Genomic DNA, 17,103 nt, shown 5'->3' on the forward strand with positions numbered 1-17,103 from the left:
CTGATCAGGCCGTGTCAGCCGGTGGCCTGCCGGCTACCGGAAGGGCCGGTCGCCCCGCTCGCCTCGCTCCCCGGCCGGTTCGCCGGGCGCCTCGCGGGGCCGGGGCGGGGCGTCGGCCGGGCCGGAGGCGGGGATGTCGTCGTGCGCCAGGTGCGACTGCAGCCGCAGATGCCGGAACTCGAAGTACGCCCCGGACCGGCGCAGGACGCCACGCCGGTGGGCGTCCTCGAGGAACGCCATCAGCCGCCAGGGCAGCCCGCCGGTCACCCCGAGCCAGACCCGGGCGACGGCGAACCGGCCCCAGGCGCTCAGGGCCACCGCCGTGGTGCCCAGCGGGAGCCACAACTGGGTGCCGACATGCACCAGTCCGCCCCAGTCGCCGGGCAGCAGCGTCACCGGCACACAGACGCAGGCGACGAGCAGGGCGACGACACCGCCGCGGGTGAAGGACGCCGTGCGGTCCGTGCGCAGGGAGGATGCGGGGCCGGTCGCGCGCATGGTGTCGGACGGCACGCTCAGTGCGCGGTAGATCCCGCACACGCACCCGCCCACCAGCCCGACCAGCGCCCCGGCGGCCACGAACGGCGGCAGGCACCGGGCCGCGAATGCCGTCGCCGGGCCCTGGGTCAGCCAGGCACGGGCGTCCGGCGGCAGCACCGACCGCAGGTTGGCCGCGTACGCGACCGTCACCGGCCCGCGGGCCGAAGACCGGGCGGGCTCATGCGCTGCGGGCCGTGCGGCGGCCGCGGCGAGGCGCACGGTCACCGCTCCGCCCCGGGACTCGAACTCCGTCTCCCGGGAGTGGAAGGCGACGCATCTGCGCTCCGGGACCAGCGGGATCGTGCAGTCGGGCGGTTCCGCGCCCCGCGGGTAGGCGATCGGCCGGGCCCCGGCACCGGGAAGCAGCAGGGTGCCCCGCACCGGCCGTACCGTGGCCGCGGTCCTGACCCCGTCGTGTTCCGTGAACCGCCAGCCGTCGAGGTGCCGTCCGGCGAGGTCGGGTGCGGCACCGGACTTGAGGAGGGTCACGCCCGTGGCGGCGAGCCCCGCGAGCGTGCAGGCGGTGACCCCGGTCAGCAGCGTGACGGCGGTGCCCCGGACCATGCCCGCCGCGAACCGCCGTACCACCCGGCCGGGCCGGGCCGGCAGCGCGCCCTCCCGGCCGGCCCGGCGGGTGGCGCTCACCAGCAGGGCGGTTCCCGCACCGGCGGCCGTGACGCCCACCAGCACCGTCCACGGATCGCCGGTCCTGCCCAGCAGCACCGTCCCCGCCGTGCCCGCCCCGCCGAGCAGCAGGACCGCCCCGCCCAGCCGGGCCGTCGCGCGTTCCCCGGCGCCGCTCCACGGCAGACCGAGCGGCACCGGCCGCCGGGACAGCCCGGCGGTGCCGAAGAACAGGGTGAACAGCAGGGAGAACAGGGCCCCGCCGAGCAGATCGGGCAGCCAGCCGTCGGTCACCGAGCCGAAGCGGAAGCCGAACCGCAGGTCGTCGGCGTACGCGACGGCCGCCCACAGCGCCCCGGTCACCCCGACGACGGTCAGCCCCTGCCGGACGAGGAACCGCCGGTTCGGCTCGCCCGCCGGCCCGCCGTCCGGCCCGTCCGCGCCGTCCGGCAGCAGCCGCGCCACCCCGAAGGCGAAGCCGAGGGTCTGTCCCACCAGCGCGGCGACCAGCGACAGGACGTCTTCCACCCCCGCCAACTGGTGTACGGCGCGGGTGACCGTGACGGGCAGCAGCAGCGCCGACAGCACGGCCATGGACAGCAGCCCCGGCCCGAACACCCGCAGCGCCCGCGGCAGCAGCGACTCCAGCTCCCACCACGCCAGCCGTCCGGTGTCCCGCCGGTGCAGCGCCCGCGCCAGCAGGGTGAGCCGCCGTACCGCGTCCGAGGCCGTGCGCGGGTCGGTGTCCGCGAAGGCGGCCGGTACGAACGCCCCGAGCAGATGCTCCTCGACCGCGCCCGCCGAGGCGAAGCGCTCCCGGTCGAGCAGTTCCGACGGGTCGCGGGAGGTGTCGCCGTACACCGCGCGGGCCAGCGTCACCATCAGGGGCGTGGTGAGCGCCCGGGCGGGAGCGGAGCGGGGGCGCCGGGCGAGTTCCCGCAGCACCGGCGTCCACACGGTGCCGGGTGCCCCGTCCGCCGTGCGCAGCGGCCGTGCGGTCCGCTCCAGGTGGGCCGAGGCCTGGGCGAGGTCCAGGGGCCGGAGTTCGACCACCTCGGCGGCGGTGAGCACGTCGCCGTCGGCCACCGCGGCCGACCAGGCCGCGCGGCGGCTGGTGAGCAGCAGGGGCAGGTCGTCGTCGAGTTCGGCGTTGATGCGCCGTACGGCCTCCCCGTAGGCGGGCCGGGCCAGTTCGTCGAAGCCGTCGAGGACCGGCAGCACCAGACCGGTGTCCAGCAGGCCGCGGGCGAGGGTGCGCGACCCGTCGAGGACGGCGCCCAGCGGCCGGTAGTCGGCGGCCAGCCGGTCCGCGAGCCAGTCGCGCAGCCCGGTGTGCCGGGGATCCCAGCCGGCCAGCGGGAAGAGCACCGGTACCGGTCCGCCCGGGCGCCGGGCGGCGAGCCGGGCGAGGACGAACCGCACCGCCAGCACCGACTTGCCCGAGCCGGGACCGCCCAGGACCACCAGCCGCCTGCCCGGGAGACCGGCGAACCACGCGGCCAGGTCCTCGACCCGCCACGCCCGCGGTGCGGGGAGCCGGCCGCCGCGCCCGACGTTCTCCGGATGGTCGGCCAGCCGCCGGTCCGCGGGCGCCCAGCCCACCTCGATCGGCTCCGGGTCCTGGAGCCGCCGCAGCCGGGCCTCCGCCGCCCACTGCTCGCGTACGGCCTCGGCCAGCGCGTCGGCGGCCCGCCGCCGGTCCTCGTCGGCCGACCGCGGGGCCGGGTCGGCGTCGCCGCGCAGCACGTCGGCCACGAGCGCGGCGACCGACACCAGGGTGCCGATCGCCGAGACCAGGACGCCCTCGGTGGCGGCGTCGTCCCACCAGAACCGCAGTACGCCCGTGAGGGCGGCGAGCGCCGCCGCGCACGCCGATAACCCCAGGCGCCGCCGCACCCGGGCACTGTGCCATCCGCCGTGCATACGCCGCTCCCGGGTCGTGCCGTGCCGGCACCGCCTGCCGTCGTGCCGCAACGACCCGTTCTAGTCGCGGGACCGTCGGCAAACCCGCTGTTCGAAACACGTGTGAGGGAGCGTGCGGGAGTGTTCGGGGGGCGGTTGGTGGCGCGGACGCCCTGCCCGGGCAGATACGAGGGGCACATGGCAGCGGCATGAAGCCCCTGATCGCGGCGGGCATGCGAAAGGGGCGGCTCCCAAGGGGAGGGGGAGCCGCCCCTCTCATGTCCGGCCCCGGTCAGGGGCGGGGCCGGTCGTCGCTCACTTCTTGTCGAGCAGGTCCTGGACCTTGGCCCTGACGTCGTCCGTGGCCAGGCCGCGGATCGTCAGGGTGGTACGGCGGCGCAGCACGTCGTCCGTGGTCTCGGCCCACTCGTGGTCACGGGCCCAGACGACCTGCGCCCAGATCTCCGGGGCGTCCGGGTGGACGCGCTCGGCGAGCTGCGGGTCCTCGTTGGCGATCCGGGCGATGTCGAAGGCCAGCGAACCGTAGTGGGTGGCCAGGTGCTTGGCCGTGTCGGCGGCCATGCGCGGGCCGGGGGCCGGGCTGTCCACCAGCAGGCGGTGGGCGACGGCACGGGGGTTGGCGACGCCGGGCAGCGGCAGCTTCTTCGGCAGCGAGGCGATCGGCTCGAAGTCGTCGCCGAGCGGGTGGCCCGGCAGCGCCTCCAGCTTCTCCATCACGGTGCGGCCGATGTGCCGGAAGGTGGTCCACTTGCCGCCCGCGACGGACAGCATGCCGCCCCTGCCCTCGGTGACCACGGTCTCCCGCTTGGCCTTGGCGGTGCTGCCGGGGCCGCCCGGCAGCACCCGCAGGCCGGCGAAGGAGTAGGTGATCAGGTCGCGCCGGAGCTGCTGGTCCCGGACGGAGAACGCGGCCTCGTCCAGGATCTGGGCTATGTCCTTCTCGGTGACGGAGACGTCCGCCGGGTCGCCCTCGTACTCCTCGTCGGTGGTGCCGAGCAGGAGCATGTCCTCCCAGGGGAGGGCGAAGGTGATCCGGTACTTGTCGATGGGGGTGGCGAGCGCGGCCTTCCACGGGGAGGTCCGCTTCAGGACCAGGTGGGCGCCCTTGGAGAGACGGATGGAGGGGGCCGCGTTCGGGTCCTCCATCTTGCGCAGGTGGTCGACCCAGGGGCCGGTGGCGTTGAGGACCAGGCGGGCGTTGACGCCGAACTCCTCGCCGGAGACCGCGTCCTTCAGGTCGGCGCCGGTCACCCGGCCCCGGGTGAAGCGCAGCCCGGTGACCTGGGCGTGGTTGAGGACGACCGCGCCCGCCTCGACGGCCGCGCGGACCGTCATCAGCGCCATGCGGGCGTCGTTCATCTGGTCGTCGCCGTACACCGCGACGGCCTTGAGGTTCTCGGTGCGCAGCTCCGGCACGTCCCGCTGGGCCCGCGCGGGGGAGAGCAGGTGGCCGACGCCGTCACCGAACGCGGAGAGCGCGGAGTAGGCGAACACGCCCGCCCCGAGCTTCGCCGCGCCGTGCGGACCGCCCTTGTACACGGGGAGGTAGAACGTGAGCGGGTTCGCCAGGTGGGGGGCCACCTGGCGGGAGACCGCACGGCGCTCGAAGTGGTTCTCCGCCACCAGCTTCACCGCGCCGGTCTGCAGGTAGCGCAGACCGCCGTGGAGGAGCTTGGAGGAGGCGGAGGAGGTGGCGCCGGCGAAGTCGCCGGCGTCGACCAGTGCCACCCGCAGCCCGGACTGCGCGGCGTGCCAGGCGGTGGAGATGCCCAGGATGCCGCCGCCGATCACGAGAAGGTCGTACGACGCCTTGGAGAGCTGCTCCCTGGTCTCGGCGCGGCTCGGAAGCGAGCCGGAGGCCGGGTGCGTCCCCAGGGCAGGTACGGACTGCAGGGTGGACTGACTGGTCATGTCGGGTTCTTACTCCTCGTCAGAGCTCGATCGTGAGAGCGTGCGCGCTCTCGTCAGCTCTCGTCGTCGATCCAGCCCATGGTCCGGTCGACGGCCTTGAGCCAGTTCTTGTACTCACGGTCGCGGGTCTCCGCGTCCATGCGGGGGGTCCACTCGGCGGCCCGGCGCCAGTTGGCGCGCAGTTCGTCGGTGCTGGACCAGAAGCCGACGGCGAGGCCGGCGGCGTAGGCGGCGCCGAGGCAGGTGGTCTCGGCGACCATCGGGCGCACCACGGGTGCGTCGAGGACGTCGGCGAGCTGCTGCATCAGCAGGTTGTTGGCGGTCATGCCACCGTCGACCTTGAGGGCCACCAGCTCGTCGCCGGAGTCCTTCACCATGGCGTCCGCGATCTCGCGGGTCTGCCAGGCGGTGGCCTCCAGGACGGCGCGGGCCAGGTGCGCCTTGGTGACGTACCGGGTCAGGCCGGCGATGACACCGCGGGCGTCGGAGCGCCAGTGCGGGGCGAACAGGCCGGAGAAGGCCGGCACGAAGTAGGCGCCGCCGTTGTCCTCGACCGAGAGCGCGAGCGTCTCGATCTCGGCCGCGGTGGAGATCAGGCCCATCTGGTCGCGCATCCACTGCACCAGCGAGCCGGTGACGGCGATCGAGCCCTCCAGCGCGTACTGGGTCGGCTGGTCGCCGATCTTGTAGCCGACCGTGGTCAGCAGGCCCGCGTAGGAGTTGATGATCTTGTCGCCGGTGTTCATCACCATGAAGGTGCCGGTGCCGTAGGTCGACTTGACCTCGCCCTCGGCGAAGCAGCACTGGCCGAACAGGGCCGCCTGCTGGTCGCCGAGCGCGGACGCCACCGGGATGCCGCCGAGCAGGTCACCCAGCTTGCCGCCGGTGACCTCGCCGTAGACCTCCGCGGAGGAACGGATCTCGGGCAGGATCTGCAGCGGCACGCCGATGGACTCGGCGATCTTGTCGTCCCACTGCATGGTGTGCAGGTTCATGAGCAGGGTGCGGGAGGCGTTGGTCACGTCGGTGACGTGCTTGCCGCCGTTGGCACCACCGGTCAGGTTCCAGATGACCCAGGTGTCCATGGTGCCGAAGAGGATGTCGCCCGCCTCGGCGCGCTCCTTGAGGCCGTCGACGTTGTCGAGCAGCCAGCGGGCCTTGGGGCCGGCGAAGTAGGAGGCCAGCGGGAGGCCGGTCTCGCGGCGGAAGCGGTCCTGGCCGACGTTGCGGCCGAGCTCCTTGCAGAGGGCGTCGGTGCGGGTGTCCTGCCAGACGATGGCGTTGTGGACGGGCTCACCGGTATTCTTGTCCCACAGCACGGTGGTCTCGCGCTGGTTGGTGATGCCGATGGCCTTGATGTCGTCGCGGGTGATGCCGGCCTTCTGGATGGCCCCGGCGACGACTTCCTGGACGTTGGTCCAGATCTCGTTGGCGTTGTGCTCGACCCAGCCCGGCTTGGGGAAGATCTGCTCGTGCTCCTTCTGGTCGACCGAGACGATACGGCCGTCCTTGTCGAAGACGATGCAGCGGCTGGAGGTCGTGCCCTGGTCGATCGCGGCGATGAAGGGGCCTGCGGTGTGAGCGTCGGTCACTGTGTGCTCCTCGAAGATCCGTGGTGTGTGGCGGTACGTCTGCTGCTTCGGCGAGGCCTGCTGCTTTAAGCGAAGGCGACGTTGTAGATACCCGCGGCTATGGCTGCGCCGATCAGCGGGCCGACCACCGGGATCCAGGCGTAGCTCCAGTCGGAACCACCCTTGTTGGGCAGGGGGAGGAGCGCGTGCACGATGCGCGGGCCGAGGTCACGGGCCGGGTTGATGGCGTAGCCCGTCGGGCCGCCGAGCGAGAGGCCGATCGAGACGACCACCAGCGCGGTGATCAGGCCGCCCAGCACGCCGAGGCCGTTGCCCTTGTCGTTGAGGCCCTGGGTGAGGACCGCGAGGATCAGCACGACGGTGCCGATGATCTCCGTGGCGAGGTTCTGCGCCACGTTCCGGATCTCCGGGCCCGTGGAGAAGATGCCGAGCACCGGGCCGGCGCCGGTCTCCTGCGCCTCGACGGCCTTGACCTTGGTGGCCTGCGCGCCCGGACCGCCGACGATCTCCTTGTCGGTCAGGTGCGCGTGGAACTGGCCGTAGTAGGCGACCCACACCAGGGCCGCGCCGATCATCGCGCCGAGCAGCTGTCCGGCGAAGTAGACCGGGACGTTGCTCCAGTCGCTGTTCTTGATGGCGAGAGCGACGGTGACGGCCGGGTTGAGGTGGGCACCGGACAGCGGTCCGGAGATGTAGACGGCCGTCATGACGGCGAAGCCCCAACCGAAGGCGATGGCGAGCCAGCCGGCGTTGCGGGCCTTGGAGGCCTTGAGGGTCACGGCGGCGCAGACGCCGCCGCCGAGCAGGATGAGTATGGCGGTACCGATGGTCTCGCCGATGAAGATGTCGGAGCTGGACACCCGCGACTCCTTTGTCCTTCGTCCAGGGAAGCCGAACCCCGAGTCCCTTCGGGGTGTTGGCGCCCTCGGGGGTGAGAGCGATGCCGGCCTTTGGCGTTGTCACACTCTAGCGCGTATTGCCGGTAGGTGTTCGACAATGCCGACCGATGGACGGGAGTCTTGCTCCGGCGTTACGCGTGCGTCAAGAGTTCTGTTATCGAAAGCGCGATCGTTATTGATTGCTGTGGGTTGTCGATGAGTCGGGTCGTCCGCCGGGTGTCCTGCGGTAGCTCCACTGATCTGCGCTTTTGCCCTGTTTTGTTCATCTCAGGGTACGGCTGAGGCCGGTCCGCCGACACGCGGACCGGCCTCAGCCGTCGATCAGTGGCGCGCCGTCAGAACCGGCCCGCGCCCAGGTCCCGCGACACCGCACGGGCGCAGTCCCGCACCGCCGCTATCAGGTCGGGCCGCAACTCCCCGTCCTTGCAGAGCCGCTCCACCGCACCCGTTATGCCCACCGCGCCGACCGGCATCCGGCGCCGGTCGTGGATCGGGGCCGCGACCGAGGCCACGCCCTCCCAGGTCTCCTCCACGTCCGCCGCGTACCCGCGCGCACGCGTGATGTCGAGGATGTGCTCGAAAGCGTCCAGGTCGCAGGTGGTGCGGTCGGTGAAGGGTTTGCGGTCGGCCTCCAGGACCTCGCTGTGCGCCACCGGGTCGTAGGCCGACAGCACCTTGCCGAGGGCCGTGGAGTGCAGCGGCTGCATGGCGCCGATCTCCAGCACCTGCCGGCTGTCGTCGGGCCGGAAGACGTGGTGCACGATCAGCACGCCCTGCTGGTGGAGCACGCCCAGGTAGACGCTCTCCCCGCTGGAGCGGGCCAGGTCGTCCGTCCACACCAGCGCCCGCGCCCGCAGCTCGTGGATGTCCAGGTAGGTGGTGCCGAGCCGGAGCAGCTCGGCGCCCAGCTGGTAGCGCCCCGAGATTTCGTCCTGCTCGACGAATCCCTCCTGCTGGAGGGTGCGCAGTATGCCGTGGGCGGTGCCCTTGGCGAGACCCAGTGACGAGGCGATGTCCGACAGGCCGAGCCGTCGCTCGCCGCCCGCGAGCAGCCGCAGCATCGCGGCCGCCCGTTCGAGCGACTGGATGTTCCGTGCCATCGCCGTTCTGCCTCCGTCCCCTGTGACCTTCACCGTCACGCCGCCGTAACCGTCGTTCGGCAATGCCGAACACTACCGGTCCATGCCGACTCCCCGCTAATGGTCGGTCGACATCCGTTGCTTCACGCGTGGCCCGCGCTTGGCCGTCCGGCCACACTCGTCCGCCCCGCACCATGACCGGTGAGCGGCCGAAACGCCATGGCCGGCGTCATACTGCCCGCCCGCCGGGTCACTCGTCCGCCACATGGACGCCCTGCCCATCCAAGCCCACTCCCGGTTACGCTGGCGCCGTGCGTCCACGCCCGGCCCGCCCGGGGAAACCGCATAGCCGACAGCCGTCGCATCCAAGGGAGCCCTTCATGGCCTCGTTGCCGCCGTCCCCTTCCGCCGACAGCCGGACCCGTGTGTCCGCGCTCCGGGAGGCGCTCGCCACACGTGTGGTGGTCGCCGACGGAGCCATGGGCACCATGCTCCAGGCGCAGGATCCCACCCTGGAGGACTTCGAGAATCTCGAGGGGTGCAACGAGATCCTCAACGTCACCCGCCCCGACATCGTCCGCTCCGTCCACGAGGCGTACTTCGACGCCGGTGTGGACTGTGTCGAGACCAACACCTTCGGGGCCAACTACGCGGCGATGGCCGAGTACGACATCCCCGAGCGGGTCTTCGAACTGTCCGAGGCGGGCGCCCGCATCGCCCGGGAGACCGCCGACGGGTATCTCGCCCGCGACGGCCGCCAGCGCTGGGTCCTGGGCTCCATCGGCCCCGGCACCAAGCTGCCCACCCTCGGCCACGTCGGGTACACCACGATCCGCGACGCCTTCCAGCAGAACGCCGAGGGCCTGATCGCGGGCGGCGCGGACGCGCTGATCGTGGAGACCACCCAGGACCTGCTCCAGACCAAGGCGGCCGTGATCGGCGCCCACCGCGCCCGCGAGATCGCCGGCCTGGACGTCCCGGTCATCGTCTCCGTCACCGTGGAGACCACCGGCACCATGCTGCTGGGCTCGGAGATCGGCGCCGCGCTCACCGCGCTGGAACCGCTCGGCATCGACATGATCGGCATGAACTGCGCCACGGGCCCCGCCGAGATGAGCGAGCACCTGCGCTACCTCTCCAGGCACTCCCGCATCGCGCTGTCCTGCATGCCGAACGCGGGCCTGCCCGTCCTCGGCAAGAACGGCGCCAGCTACCCGCTCAGCCCCGCGGAGCTGGCCGACGCCCACGAGACCTTCGTCCGCGACTACGGCCTCTCCCTCATCGGCGGCTGCTGCGGCACCACCCCCGAGCACCTGCGCCAGGTCGTCGAGCGGGTCCACGGCGTGACCCCGCCCGAGCGCAGCCCGCGCCCCGAGCCCGGCGCCGCCTCCCTCTACCAGACCGTCCCGTTCCGCCAGGACACTTCCTACCTGGCCATCGGCGAGCGCACCAACGCCAACGGGTCCAAGAAGTTCCGCGAGGCCATGCTGGCGGCCCGCTGGGACGACTGCGTGGAGATGGCCCGCGAGCAGATCCGCGAGGGCGCCCACATGCTGGACCTCTGCGTGGACTACGTCGGCCGGGACGGCGTCGCCGACATGGAGGAGCTGGCCGGCCGCTTCGCCACCGCCTCCACCCTGCCGATCGTCCTCGACTCCACCGAGGTCCCCGTCATCCGGGCCGGCCTGGAGAAGCTCGGCGGCCGTGCGGTCATCAACTCCGTCAACTACGAGGACGGCGACGGCCCGGAGTCCCGCTTCGCGAAGGTCACCACGCTCGCCCGCGAGCACGGCGCCGCGCTGATCGCGCTGACCATCGACGAGGAGGGCCAGGCCCGCACCCCCGAGAAGAAGGTCGAGATCGCCGAACGGCTCATCGACGACCTGACCGGGAACTGGGGCATCCACGAGTCGGACATCCTCATCGACACCCTGACCTTCACCATCTGCACCGGTCAGGAGGAGTCCCGGGGGGACGGCATCGCCACCATCGAGGCGATCCGCGAGCTCAAGCGCCGCCACCCGGACGTCCAGACCACGCTCGGCCTGTCCAACATCTCCTTCGGCCTCAACCCGGCCGCCCGCATCCTGCTGAACTCCGTCTTCCTCGACGAGTGCGTCAAGGCGGGCCTGGACTCGGCGATCGTGCACGCGAGCAAGATCCTGCCGATCGCCCGCTTCAGCGAGGAAGAGGTGCAGACCGCCCTCGACCTCATCCACGACCGCCGCACCGAGGGCTACGACCCGCTCCAGAAGCTCATGCAGCTCTTCGAGGGCGCCACCACCAAGTCCCTCAAGGCCGGCCGGGCCGAGGAACTGGCCGCCCTGCCGCTGGAGGAGCGCCTCAAGCGCCGCATCATCGACGGCGAGCGCAACGGCCTGGAGGCCGACCTCGATCTCGCGCTGGCCGAGCGCCCCGCCCTCGACATCGTCAACGAGACCCTCCTGGACGGCATGAAGGTCGTCGGCGAGCTGTTCGGCTCCGGCCAGATGCAGCTGCCGTTCGTCCTCCAGTCCGCCGAGGTCATGAAGGCGGCCGTCGCCCACCTCGAACCGCACATGGAGAAGTCCGACGCCGAGGGCAAGGGCACCATCGTGCTGGCCACCGTGCGCGGCGACGTCCACGACATCGGCAAGAACCTCGTCGACATCATCCTGTCGAACAACGGCTACAACGTCGTCAACCTCGGCATCAAGCAGCCCGTCTCCGCGATCCTGGAGGCAGCCGACGAGCACAGGGCCGACGTCATCGGCATGTCCGGCCTGCTGGTCAAGTCCACGGTGATCATGAAGGAGAACCTGGAGGAGCTCAACCAGCGCGGCCTCGCGGCCACCTACCCGGTCATCCTCGGCGGCGCCGCCCTCACCCGCGCCTACGTCGAGCAGGACCTGTACGAGCTCTACGGGGGCGAGGTCCGCTACGCCCGCGACGCCTTCGAGGGCCTGCGCCTGATGGACGCGCTCATCGGCGTCAAGCGCGGGGTGCCCGGCGCCAGCCTCCCGGAGCTGAAGCAGCGCCGGGTGCGGCAGACCCCCGCCGTCGAGGTCGAGGAGCGGCCCGAGGAGGGCCACGTCCGCTCCGACGTCGCCGTCGACAACCCGGTGCCCACCCCGCCGTTCTGGGACACCCGCGTCATCAAGGGCATCCAGCTCAAGGAGTACGCGAGCTGGCTCGACGAGGGCGCCCTCTTCAAGGGCCAGTGGGGCCTCAAGCAGGCCCGCACCGGCGAGGGACCGTCGTACGAGGAACTGGTGGAGACCGAGGGCCGCCCCCGGCTGCGCGGCCTGCTCGACCAGCTCCAGACGGAGAACCTGCTGGAAGCCGCCGTGGTCTACGGCTACTTCCCGTGCGTCTCCAAGGACGACGACCTGATCATCCTGGACGAACAGGGCAACGAGCGCACCCGGTTCACCTTCCCCCGCCAGCGCCGCGGCCGCCGGCTTTGTCTCGCCGACTTCTTCCGCCCGGAGGAGTCGGGGGAGACGGACGTGGTCGGCCTCCAGGTCGTCACCGTCGGCTCCCGCATCGGCGAGCAGACCGCCCGGCTCTTCGAGTCCAACTCCTACCGCGACTATCTCGAACTGCACGGCCTGTCCGTCCAGCTGGCCGAGGCCCTCGCCGAGTACTGGCACGCGCGCGTGCGCTCCGAACTCGGCTTCGCCGGCGAGGACCCCAGTGACATCGAAGACATGTTCGCCCTGAAGTACCGGGGTGCCCGCTTCTCGCTCGGCTACGGCGCCTGCCCGAACCTGGAGGACCGCGCCAAGATCGCCGAACTGCTCCGGCCCGAGCGCATCGGCGTCCACCTGTCCGAGGAGTTCCAGCTGCACCCCGAGCAGTCCACGGACGCGATCGTGATCCACCACCCGGAGGCGAAGTACTTCAACGCGCGCTGAGCGGTACGCCGGCACCGAGACGTGTCCCACAGAGCACACTGATCGGATAAGTCGTACACTGGTCGGTCCACAGCAGGCCGGTTCCCCGTACGGGAACCGGCCTGGTCGTCCCTCAAGGAGGTGTGTGGATGACCAGCACGGTCCCCGCGCTCGGAACCCGTACGGCGGAAGGCTCCGCCCTCCAAGCGGTGCTCCTCGACATGGACGGCACCCTGGTGGACACCGAGGGCTTCTGGTGGGACGTCGAGGTCGAGATCTTCGCCCGCCTCGGCCACACCCTCGACGAGTCCTGGCGCCATGTCGTGGTCGGCGGGCCCATGACCCGCAGCGCCGGGTTCCTCATCGAGGCCACCGGCGCCGCCATCACGCTCGCCGAGCTCAGCGTGCTGCTCAACGACGGCTTCGAGGAACGCATCGGCACCGCCCTGCCGCTGATGCCGGGCGCACAGCGGCTGCTGGCCGAGCTGTACGAGCAGCAGATCCCCACCGCCCTGGTCTCCGCCTCGCACCGGCGCATCATCGACCGGGTCATGACCTCGCTGGGCCCCCGGCACTTCACCCTGTCCGTCGCCGGCGACGAGGTCTCGCGCACCAAGCCGTACCCGGACCCGTACCTGCTCGCCGCCGCCGGGCTGGGGGTGGATCCGGCCAGGTGCGCGGTCGTCGAGGACACCGCGACCGGCGTCGCCGCCGCCGAGGCCGCCGGCTGCCAGGTGGTCGCCGTCCCGTCGGTCGCGCCGATCGCCCCGGCCGAGCGGCGCACCGTGGTGACCTCCCTGGAAGAGGTCGACCTGGCTTTTCTGCGCGGCCTGATGGCGGTCTGATGACGGAAATGCGCCAGCCGTTCACCCAGCGTGCAAAGTTCATTGGTCGAAATCCCGACACCGGTCATTCAACGGAATTCGCAACTGTTCAACCGGCTGAATTCCGATACCCCATCACAGAAATGCACGTGTGACGTTCCCCACGTGTCAGGAGCTCGACAACGTTGCCCGATTGTGCAGCCCGCCCCCGTTAGGGGGGAAACGGGGCGACCTTGTGTCCCGATTGGGGAGAGGCTGCACTAATCCTGCCGCTGTCGGGTTTTCGGTCTGTCCACAACCGGTTCCCCTGCGTGATGGGACCTCAACTCACGCCGCTGCCAACCCTCCTGCGGGCGCGGACTAATCTCGTCGCGAGAACATCGCCGTATCCCCCGTGATCCGCTTCGACACCCCATGTATGCGGGATACACGGACACGAACAGCTCTGGAGAACTTCGAGCATGAACCGCAAGACTTTGGTGCTGCCGGCCGTGGTCGGCCTGCTCACTCCCGTGCTCGCCGCGTGCGGTGGATCCGGCAGCGGGAGCAGCAGTAGCGACGCGATCGTCGTGGGCACCACTGACCAGTTCACCGCCACGAAGGACGCTCCGGCGCCGGTCGACCCCGCGTACTCCTACGACGTCGGCGGCTGGAACATCCTGCGCCAGACGGTGCAGACCCTCATGTCCCAGCCCAAGGGCGAGGGCGACCCGGTCCCCGACGCGGCCGAGAGCTGCTCCTTCACCGACAGCGGCAGTGAGCGCTACGCCTGCAAGCTGCGTGAGGGCCTGAAGTTCTCCGACGGCAACGCCGTCACCGCCGAGGACGTCAAGTGGTCCATCCAGCGCGCCCTGCGCATCAAGGCCGACACCGGCGTCTACGCCCTCCTCTCGAACATCGACACCATCGAGACCCAGGGCGACCGCGAGGTGATCTTCCACCTCAAGACCGCCGACGCCACCTTCCCGTACAAGCTGTCCACTCCGGTCGCGGGCCTCGTGAACCCGAAGGACTACGAGAAGGACAAGCTCCGCGACGGCTTCGACATCGACGGTTCCGGCCCCTACACCTTCAAGGCCGACGTCAAGAACGACGAGATCGTCTCCGCCACCTTCACCAAGAACCCCAACTACAAGGGGAGCGTGAAGGTGAACAACGAGCAGGTCGTCATGCGCTCCTACAAGGACGCCACCGCCATGGGCGAGGCGATCGACAAGGGCGACATCGACGTGATGACCCGCACCATGTCGCCGTCCCAGATCAAGAAGCTCGACGCCGGTGACGACTCCAACGTCGACCTCGTCGAGATGTCCGGCCTGGAGATCCGCTACCTCGGCTTCAACACCGACGCGCCGACCGTCAAGTCCAAGGCCGTCCGCCAGGCCATGGCCCAGGTCATCAACCGCGACGAGCTCGTCGCCAAGGTGTACGGCTCGCAGGCCGACCCGCTGTACTCGCTGGTCCCGGCCTCCATCACCGGCCACTCCAACTCGTTCTTCAACAAGTACGGCGACCCCAGCGTCTCCAAGGCCAGGAACCTGCTCACCGCGGCGAACATCACCACCCCGGTGAAGCTCACGATGCACTACACGACCGACCACTACGGTCCGGCCACCAAGCAGGAGTTCGAGGTCCTCAAGCAGCAGCTCAACGGCAGCGGCCTGTTCGACGTCAGCATCGAGGGCACCCCCTGGTCGGCCTACCAGACCAACGAGCGCAAGGGCGACTACGACGTCTACGGCATGGGCTGGTTCCCCGACTTCCCGGACGCCGACAACTTCCTCGCGCCGTTCCTCGACAAGGACAACTTCCTGAAGTCGCCCTACGTCAACAACCGGATCATCAACACGCTGATCCCGGAGTCCCGCCGCGAGGCCGACCGCGCGAGCGCCACCAGCAGCCTGACCGAGATCCAGAACGACGTCGCCGACGACGTCCCGGTGCTCCCGCTGTGGCAGGGCAAGCAGTTCGTCGCCGCCCGCGACGACATCACGGGCGTCGCCTACGCCCTCAACTCCTCCGCCAGCCTCCAGCTGTGGGAGCTCGGCCGCGGCTCCAGCAGCTGACGTCCGGCCATACGACAGGAAGGGCGCCCCTCTCCACGGAGAGGGGCGCCCTTCCTGTCGTACCCGCGGCCTACTGCGCGCCGGGGCGCACCAGGCCGCTCTCGTACGCGTACACCGCGGCCTGCACCCGGTCCCGCAGCCCCAGTTTGGTCAGCACATGCCCCACATGGGTCTTCACGGTCGTCTCGCTGACGAACAGGTCGGCGGCGATCTCCGCGTTCGACAGCCCGCGCGCGACCAGCTTCAGCACCTCCACCTCACGGTCGGTGAGGGTGTGCAGGGTGTCCGGCACCGGCTCCTCGCCGGACGGCAGATGCGTCGCGTACTTGTCCAGCAGGCGGCGCGTGATGCTCGGCGCCAGCATCGCCTCGCCGTTCGCCACCACCCGGATCGCCTGCACCAGCTCGTTGGCCGGGGCGTCCTTCAGCAGGAAGCCGCTGGCGCCCGCGCGCAGCGCCTCCACCACGTACTCGTCGAGATCGAACGTGGTCAGCACCAGCACCTTCGCCGGGCCGTCCCGGCCGGGACCGGTGATCTGCCGGGTCGCCTCCACGCCGTCCATCCGCGGCATCCGGATGTCCATCAGCACGACATCGGGCTGGAGGGCGCGTACCTGGTCGAGGGCCTGAAGGCCGTCTCCGGCCTCGCCCACGACCGCGATGTCCTGCTCGGCCTCCAGAATCATCCGGAACCCGGTACGCAGCAGCGGCTGGTCGTCGACCAGTAGGACGCGGATGGCCACGGTGAGTCTCCTTCTGCTAGTCCGCGCCCATTCTGCCCTGCGCCACGTCCCCGGACCCGGCCGACCTCACCGGCAGCGGGTACGGCGGGGGAGTGCCGCCGAACTCCGGGCAGTGCGCCTGGTGGTCGCACCAGCCGCACAGCTTCGTCGGACGCGGCCGCCACTCGCCCGACTCCGTCGCCTGCCGGATCGCCTCCCACAGTGCGAGCAGCTTGCGCTCCACCCGCTGGAGATCGGCGGGGACCGGGTCGTACGTCAGCACGTCACCGCTGCCGAGATAGACCAGCTGCAGCCGCCTCGGCACCACGTTCTTCAGCCGCCACACCACCAGGGCGTAGAACTTCATCTGGAACAGCGCGCCCTCGGCGTACTCCGGCCTCGGCGCCTTGCCCGTCTTGTAGTCGACGATCCGCACCTCGCCCGTCGGTGCCACGTCGACGCGGTCGATGATCCCGCGCAGCCGCAGCCCCGACTCCAGCTCGGTCTCCACGAACAGCTCCCGCTCCACGGGCTCCAGCCGGACCGGATCCTCCAGAGTGAACCAGCGCTCGACGAGCTGCTCCGCCTCGCCCAGCCAGCGTGCCAGCCGCTCGCCCTCCGGATCCTCCGCGAACAGCTCCCCGAGCTCCGGCCTGGACTCCCGCAGCCGGTCCCACTGCCCCGGGATCAGCGACTTGGCCCGCGGTGCCGTCCGCTCCGCCGCGGGCGCGTCGAAGAGCCGCTCGAGGACCGCGTGCACCAGCGTCCCGCGCGTCGCCGCCTCGCTCGGCTTCTCCGGCAGCCGGTCGATCACCCGGAACCGGTACAGCAGCGGACACTGCATGAAGTCACTGGCCCGCGAGGGCGACAGGGAAGCGGGCGGCCGGGCCGTCGGCCCCTCCGCCGCCGTGACCGGCCCTTCTCCCTGCGCGACGACCGCGCCCTGAGCCTGCGCGGCGTCCTCGATGCTGCTGTCCATGACCACAGACCATACGGCCCGCCACTGACAGTCACCCAACCCGCGCGTCGGCCCGGCCAACACAGGGGGT

The 17,103-nt window shown here is 71.0% G+C and carries 10 protein-coding genes; 3 read left to right on the plus strand and 7 right to left on the minus strand.

What is annotated here, in order from left to right:
* Nucleotides 1-33: 33 nt before the first annotated feature.
* The 5 genes from KVT45_RS22725 to KVT45_RS22745 all read right to left on the minus strand — a co-directional run bounded on the left by KVT45_RS22725 (nt 34) and on the right by KVT45_RS22745 (nt 8,589).
* Entirely contained in the window at nt 34-3,060 is a 3,027-nt protein-coding gene (locus tag KVT45_RS22725; RefSeq protein ID WP_308310845.1) for an NACHT domain-containing protein, read from the minus strand.
* A gap of 321 nt (nt 3,061-3,381) precedes the next feature.
* Nucleotides 3,382-4,998: a glycerol-3-phosphate dehydrogenase/oxidase gene (locus tag KVT45_RS22730; protein WP_217550286.1), complete on the minus strand. Its 1,617-nt coding sequence runs from the start codon at nt 4,996-4,998 to the stop codon at nt 3,382-3,384.
* A 53-nt stretch (nt 4,999-5,051) separates the two neighbouring features.
* The gene (glpK, locus tag KVT45_RS22735; RefSeq protein ID WP_217550287.1) at nt 5,052-6,590 is read right to left on the minus strand and encodes a glycerol kinase GlpK; all 1,539 of its coding nucleotides are present in this window, start codon (nt 6,588-6,590) and stop codon (nt 5,052-5,054) included.
* Nucleotides 6,591-6,655: 65 nt separating this feature from the next.
* On the minus strand, nt 6,656-7,450 hold the full coding sequence (locus KVT45_RS22740; protein WP_217550289.1) for an MIP/aquaporin family protein: 795 nt from the start codon (nt 7,448-7,450) through the stop codon (nt 6,656-6,658).
* A gap of 374 nt (nt 7,451-7,824) precedes the next feature.
* The gene (locus tag KVT45_RS22745; RefSeq protein WP_217550291.1) at nt 7,825-8,589 is read right to left on the minus strand and encodes an IclR family transcriptional regulator; all 765 of its coding nucleotides are present in this window, start codon (nt 8,587-8,589) and stop codon (nt 7,825-7,827) included.
* 359 nt (nt 8,590-8,948) lie between these two features.
* On the opposite strand from KVT45_RS22745, the gene metH reads away from it, so the two are divergent.
* The 3 genes from metH (at nt 8,949) to KVT45_RS22760 (ending at nt 15,333) form a co-directional block, all read left to right on the plus strand.
* Nucleotides 8,949-12,464: a methionine synthase gene (metH, locus tag KVT45_RS22750; RefSeq protein ID WP_217550293.1), complete on the plus strand. Its 3,516-nt coding sequence runs from the start codon at nt 8,949-8,951 to the stop codon at nt 12,462-12,464.
* Between the two features lie 128 nt (nt 12,465-12,592).
* A complete protein-coding gene (locus KVT45_RS22755) occupies nt 12,593-13,288 on the plus strand; it encodes an HAD family phosphatase (RefSeq protein ID WP_217550295.1) in 696 nt (231 codons plus the stop codon).
* A gap of 440 nt (nt 13,289-13,728) precedes the next feature.
* On the plus strand, nt 13,729-15,333 hold the full coding sequence (locus KVT45_RS22760; RefSeq protein WP_217550297.1) for an ABC transporter substrate-binding protein: 1,605 nt from the start codon (nt 13,729-13,731) through the stop codon (nt 15,331-15,333).
* A gap of 70 nt (nt 15,334-15,403) precedes the next feature.
* Here the strand turns inward: KVT45_RS22760 and KVT45_RS22765 are convergent, their stop codons facing one another.
* Together KVT45_RS22765 and KVT45_RS22770 are read right to left on the minus strand one after the other, a co-directional pair.
* Entirely contained in the window at nt 15,404-16,075 is a 672-nt protein-coding gene (locus tag KVT45_RS22765) for a response regulator transcription factor (protein ID WP_030608351.1), read from the minus strand.
* A 16-nt stretch (nt 16,076-16,091) separates the two neighbouring features.
* Nucleotides 16,092-17,033: a RecB family exonuclease gene (locus KVT45_RS22770; protein ID WP_254647215.1), complete on the minus strand. Its 942-nt coding sequence runs from the start codon at nt 17,031-17,033 to the stop codon at nt 16,092-16,094.
* Between the last annotated feature and the right edge of the window lie 70 nt (nt 17,034-17,103).

The sequence above is a fragment of the Streptomyces sp. GbtcB6 genome, assembly GCF_019091475.1.
GTDB classification, from domain to species: domain Bacteria; phylum Actinomycetota; class Actinomycetes; order Streptomycetales; family Streptomycetaceae; genus Streptomyces; species Streptomyces hyaluromycini.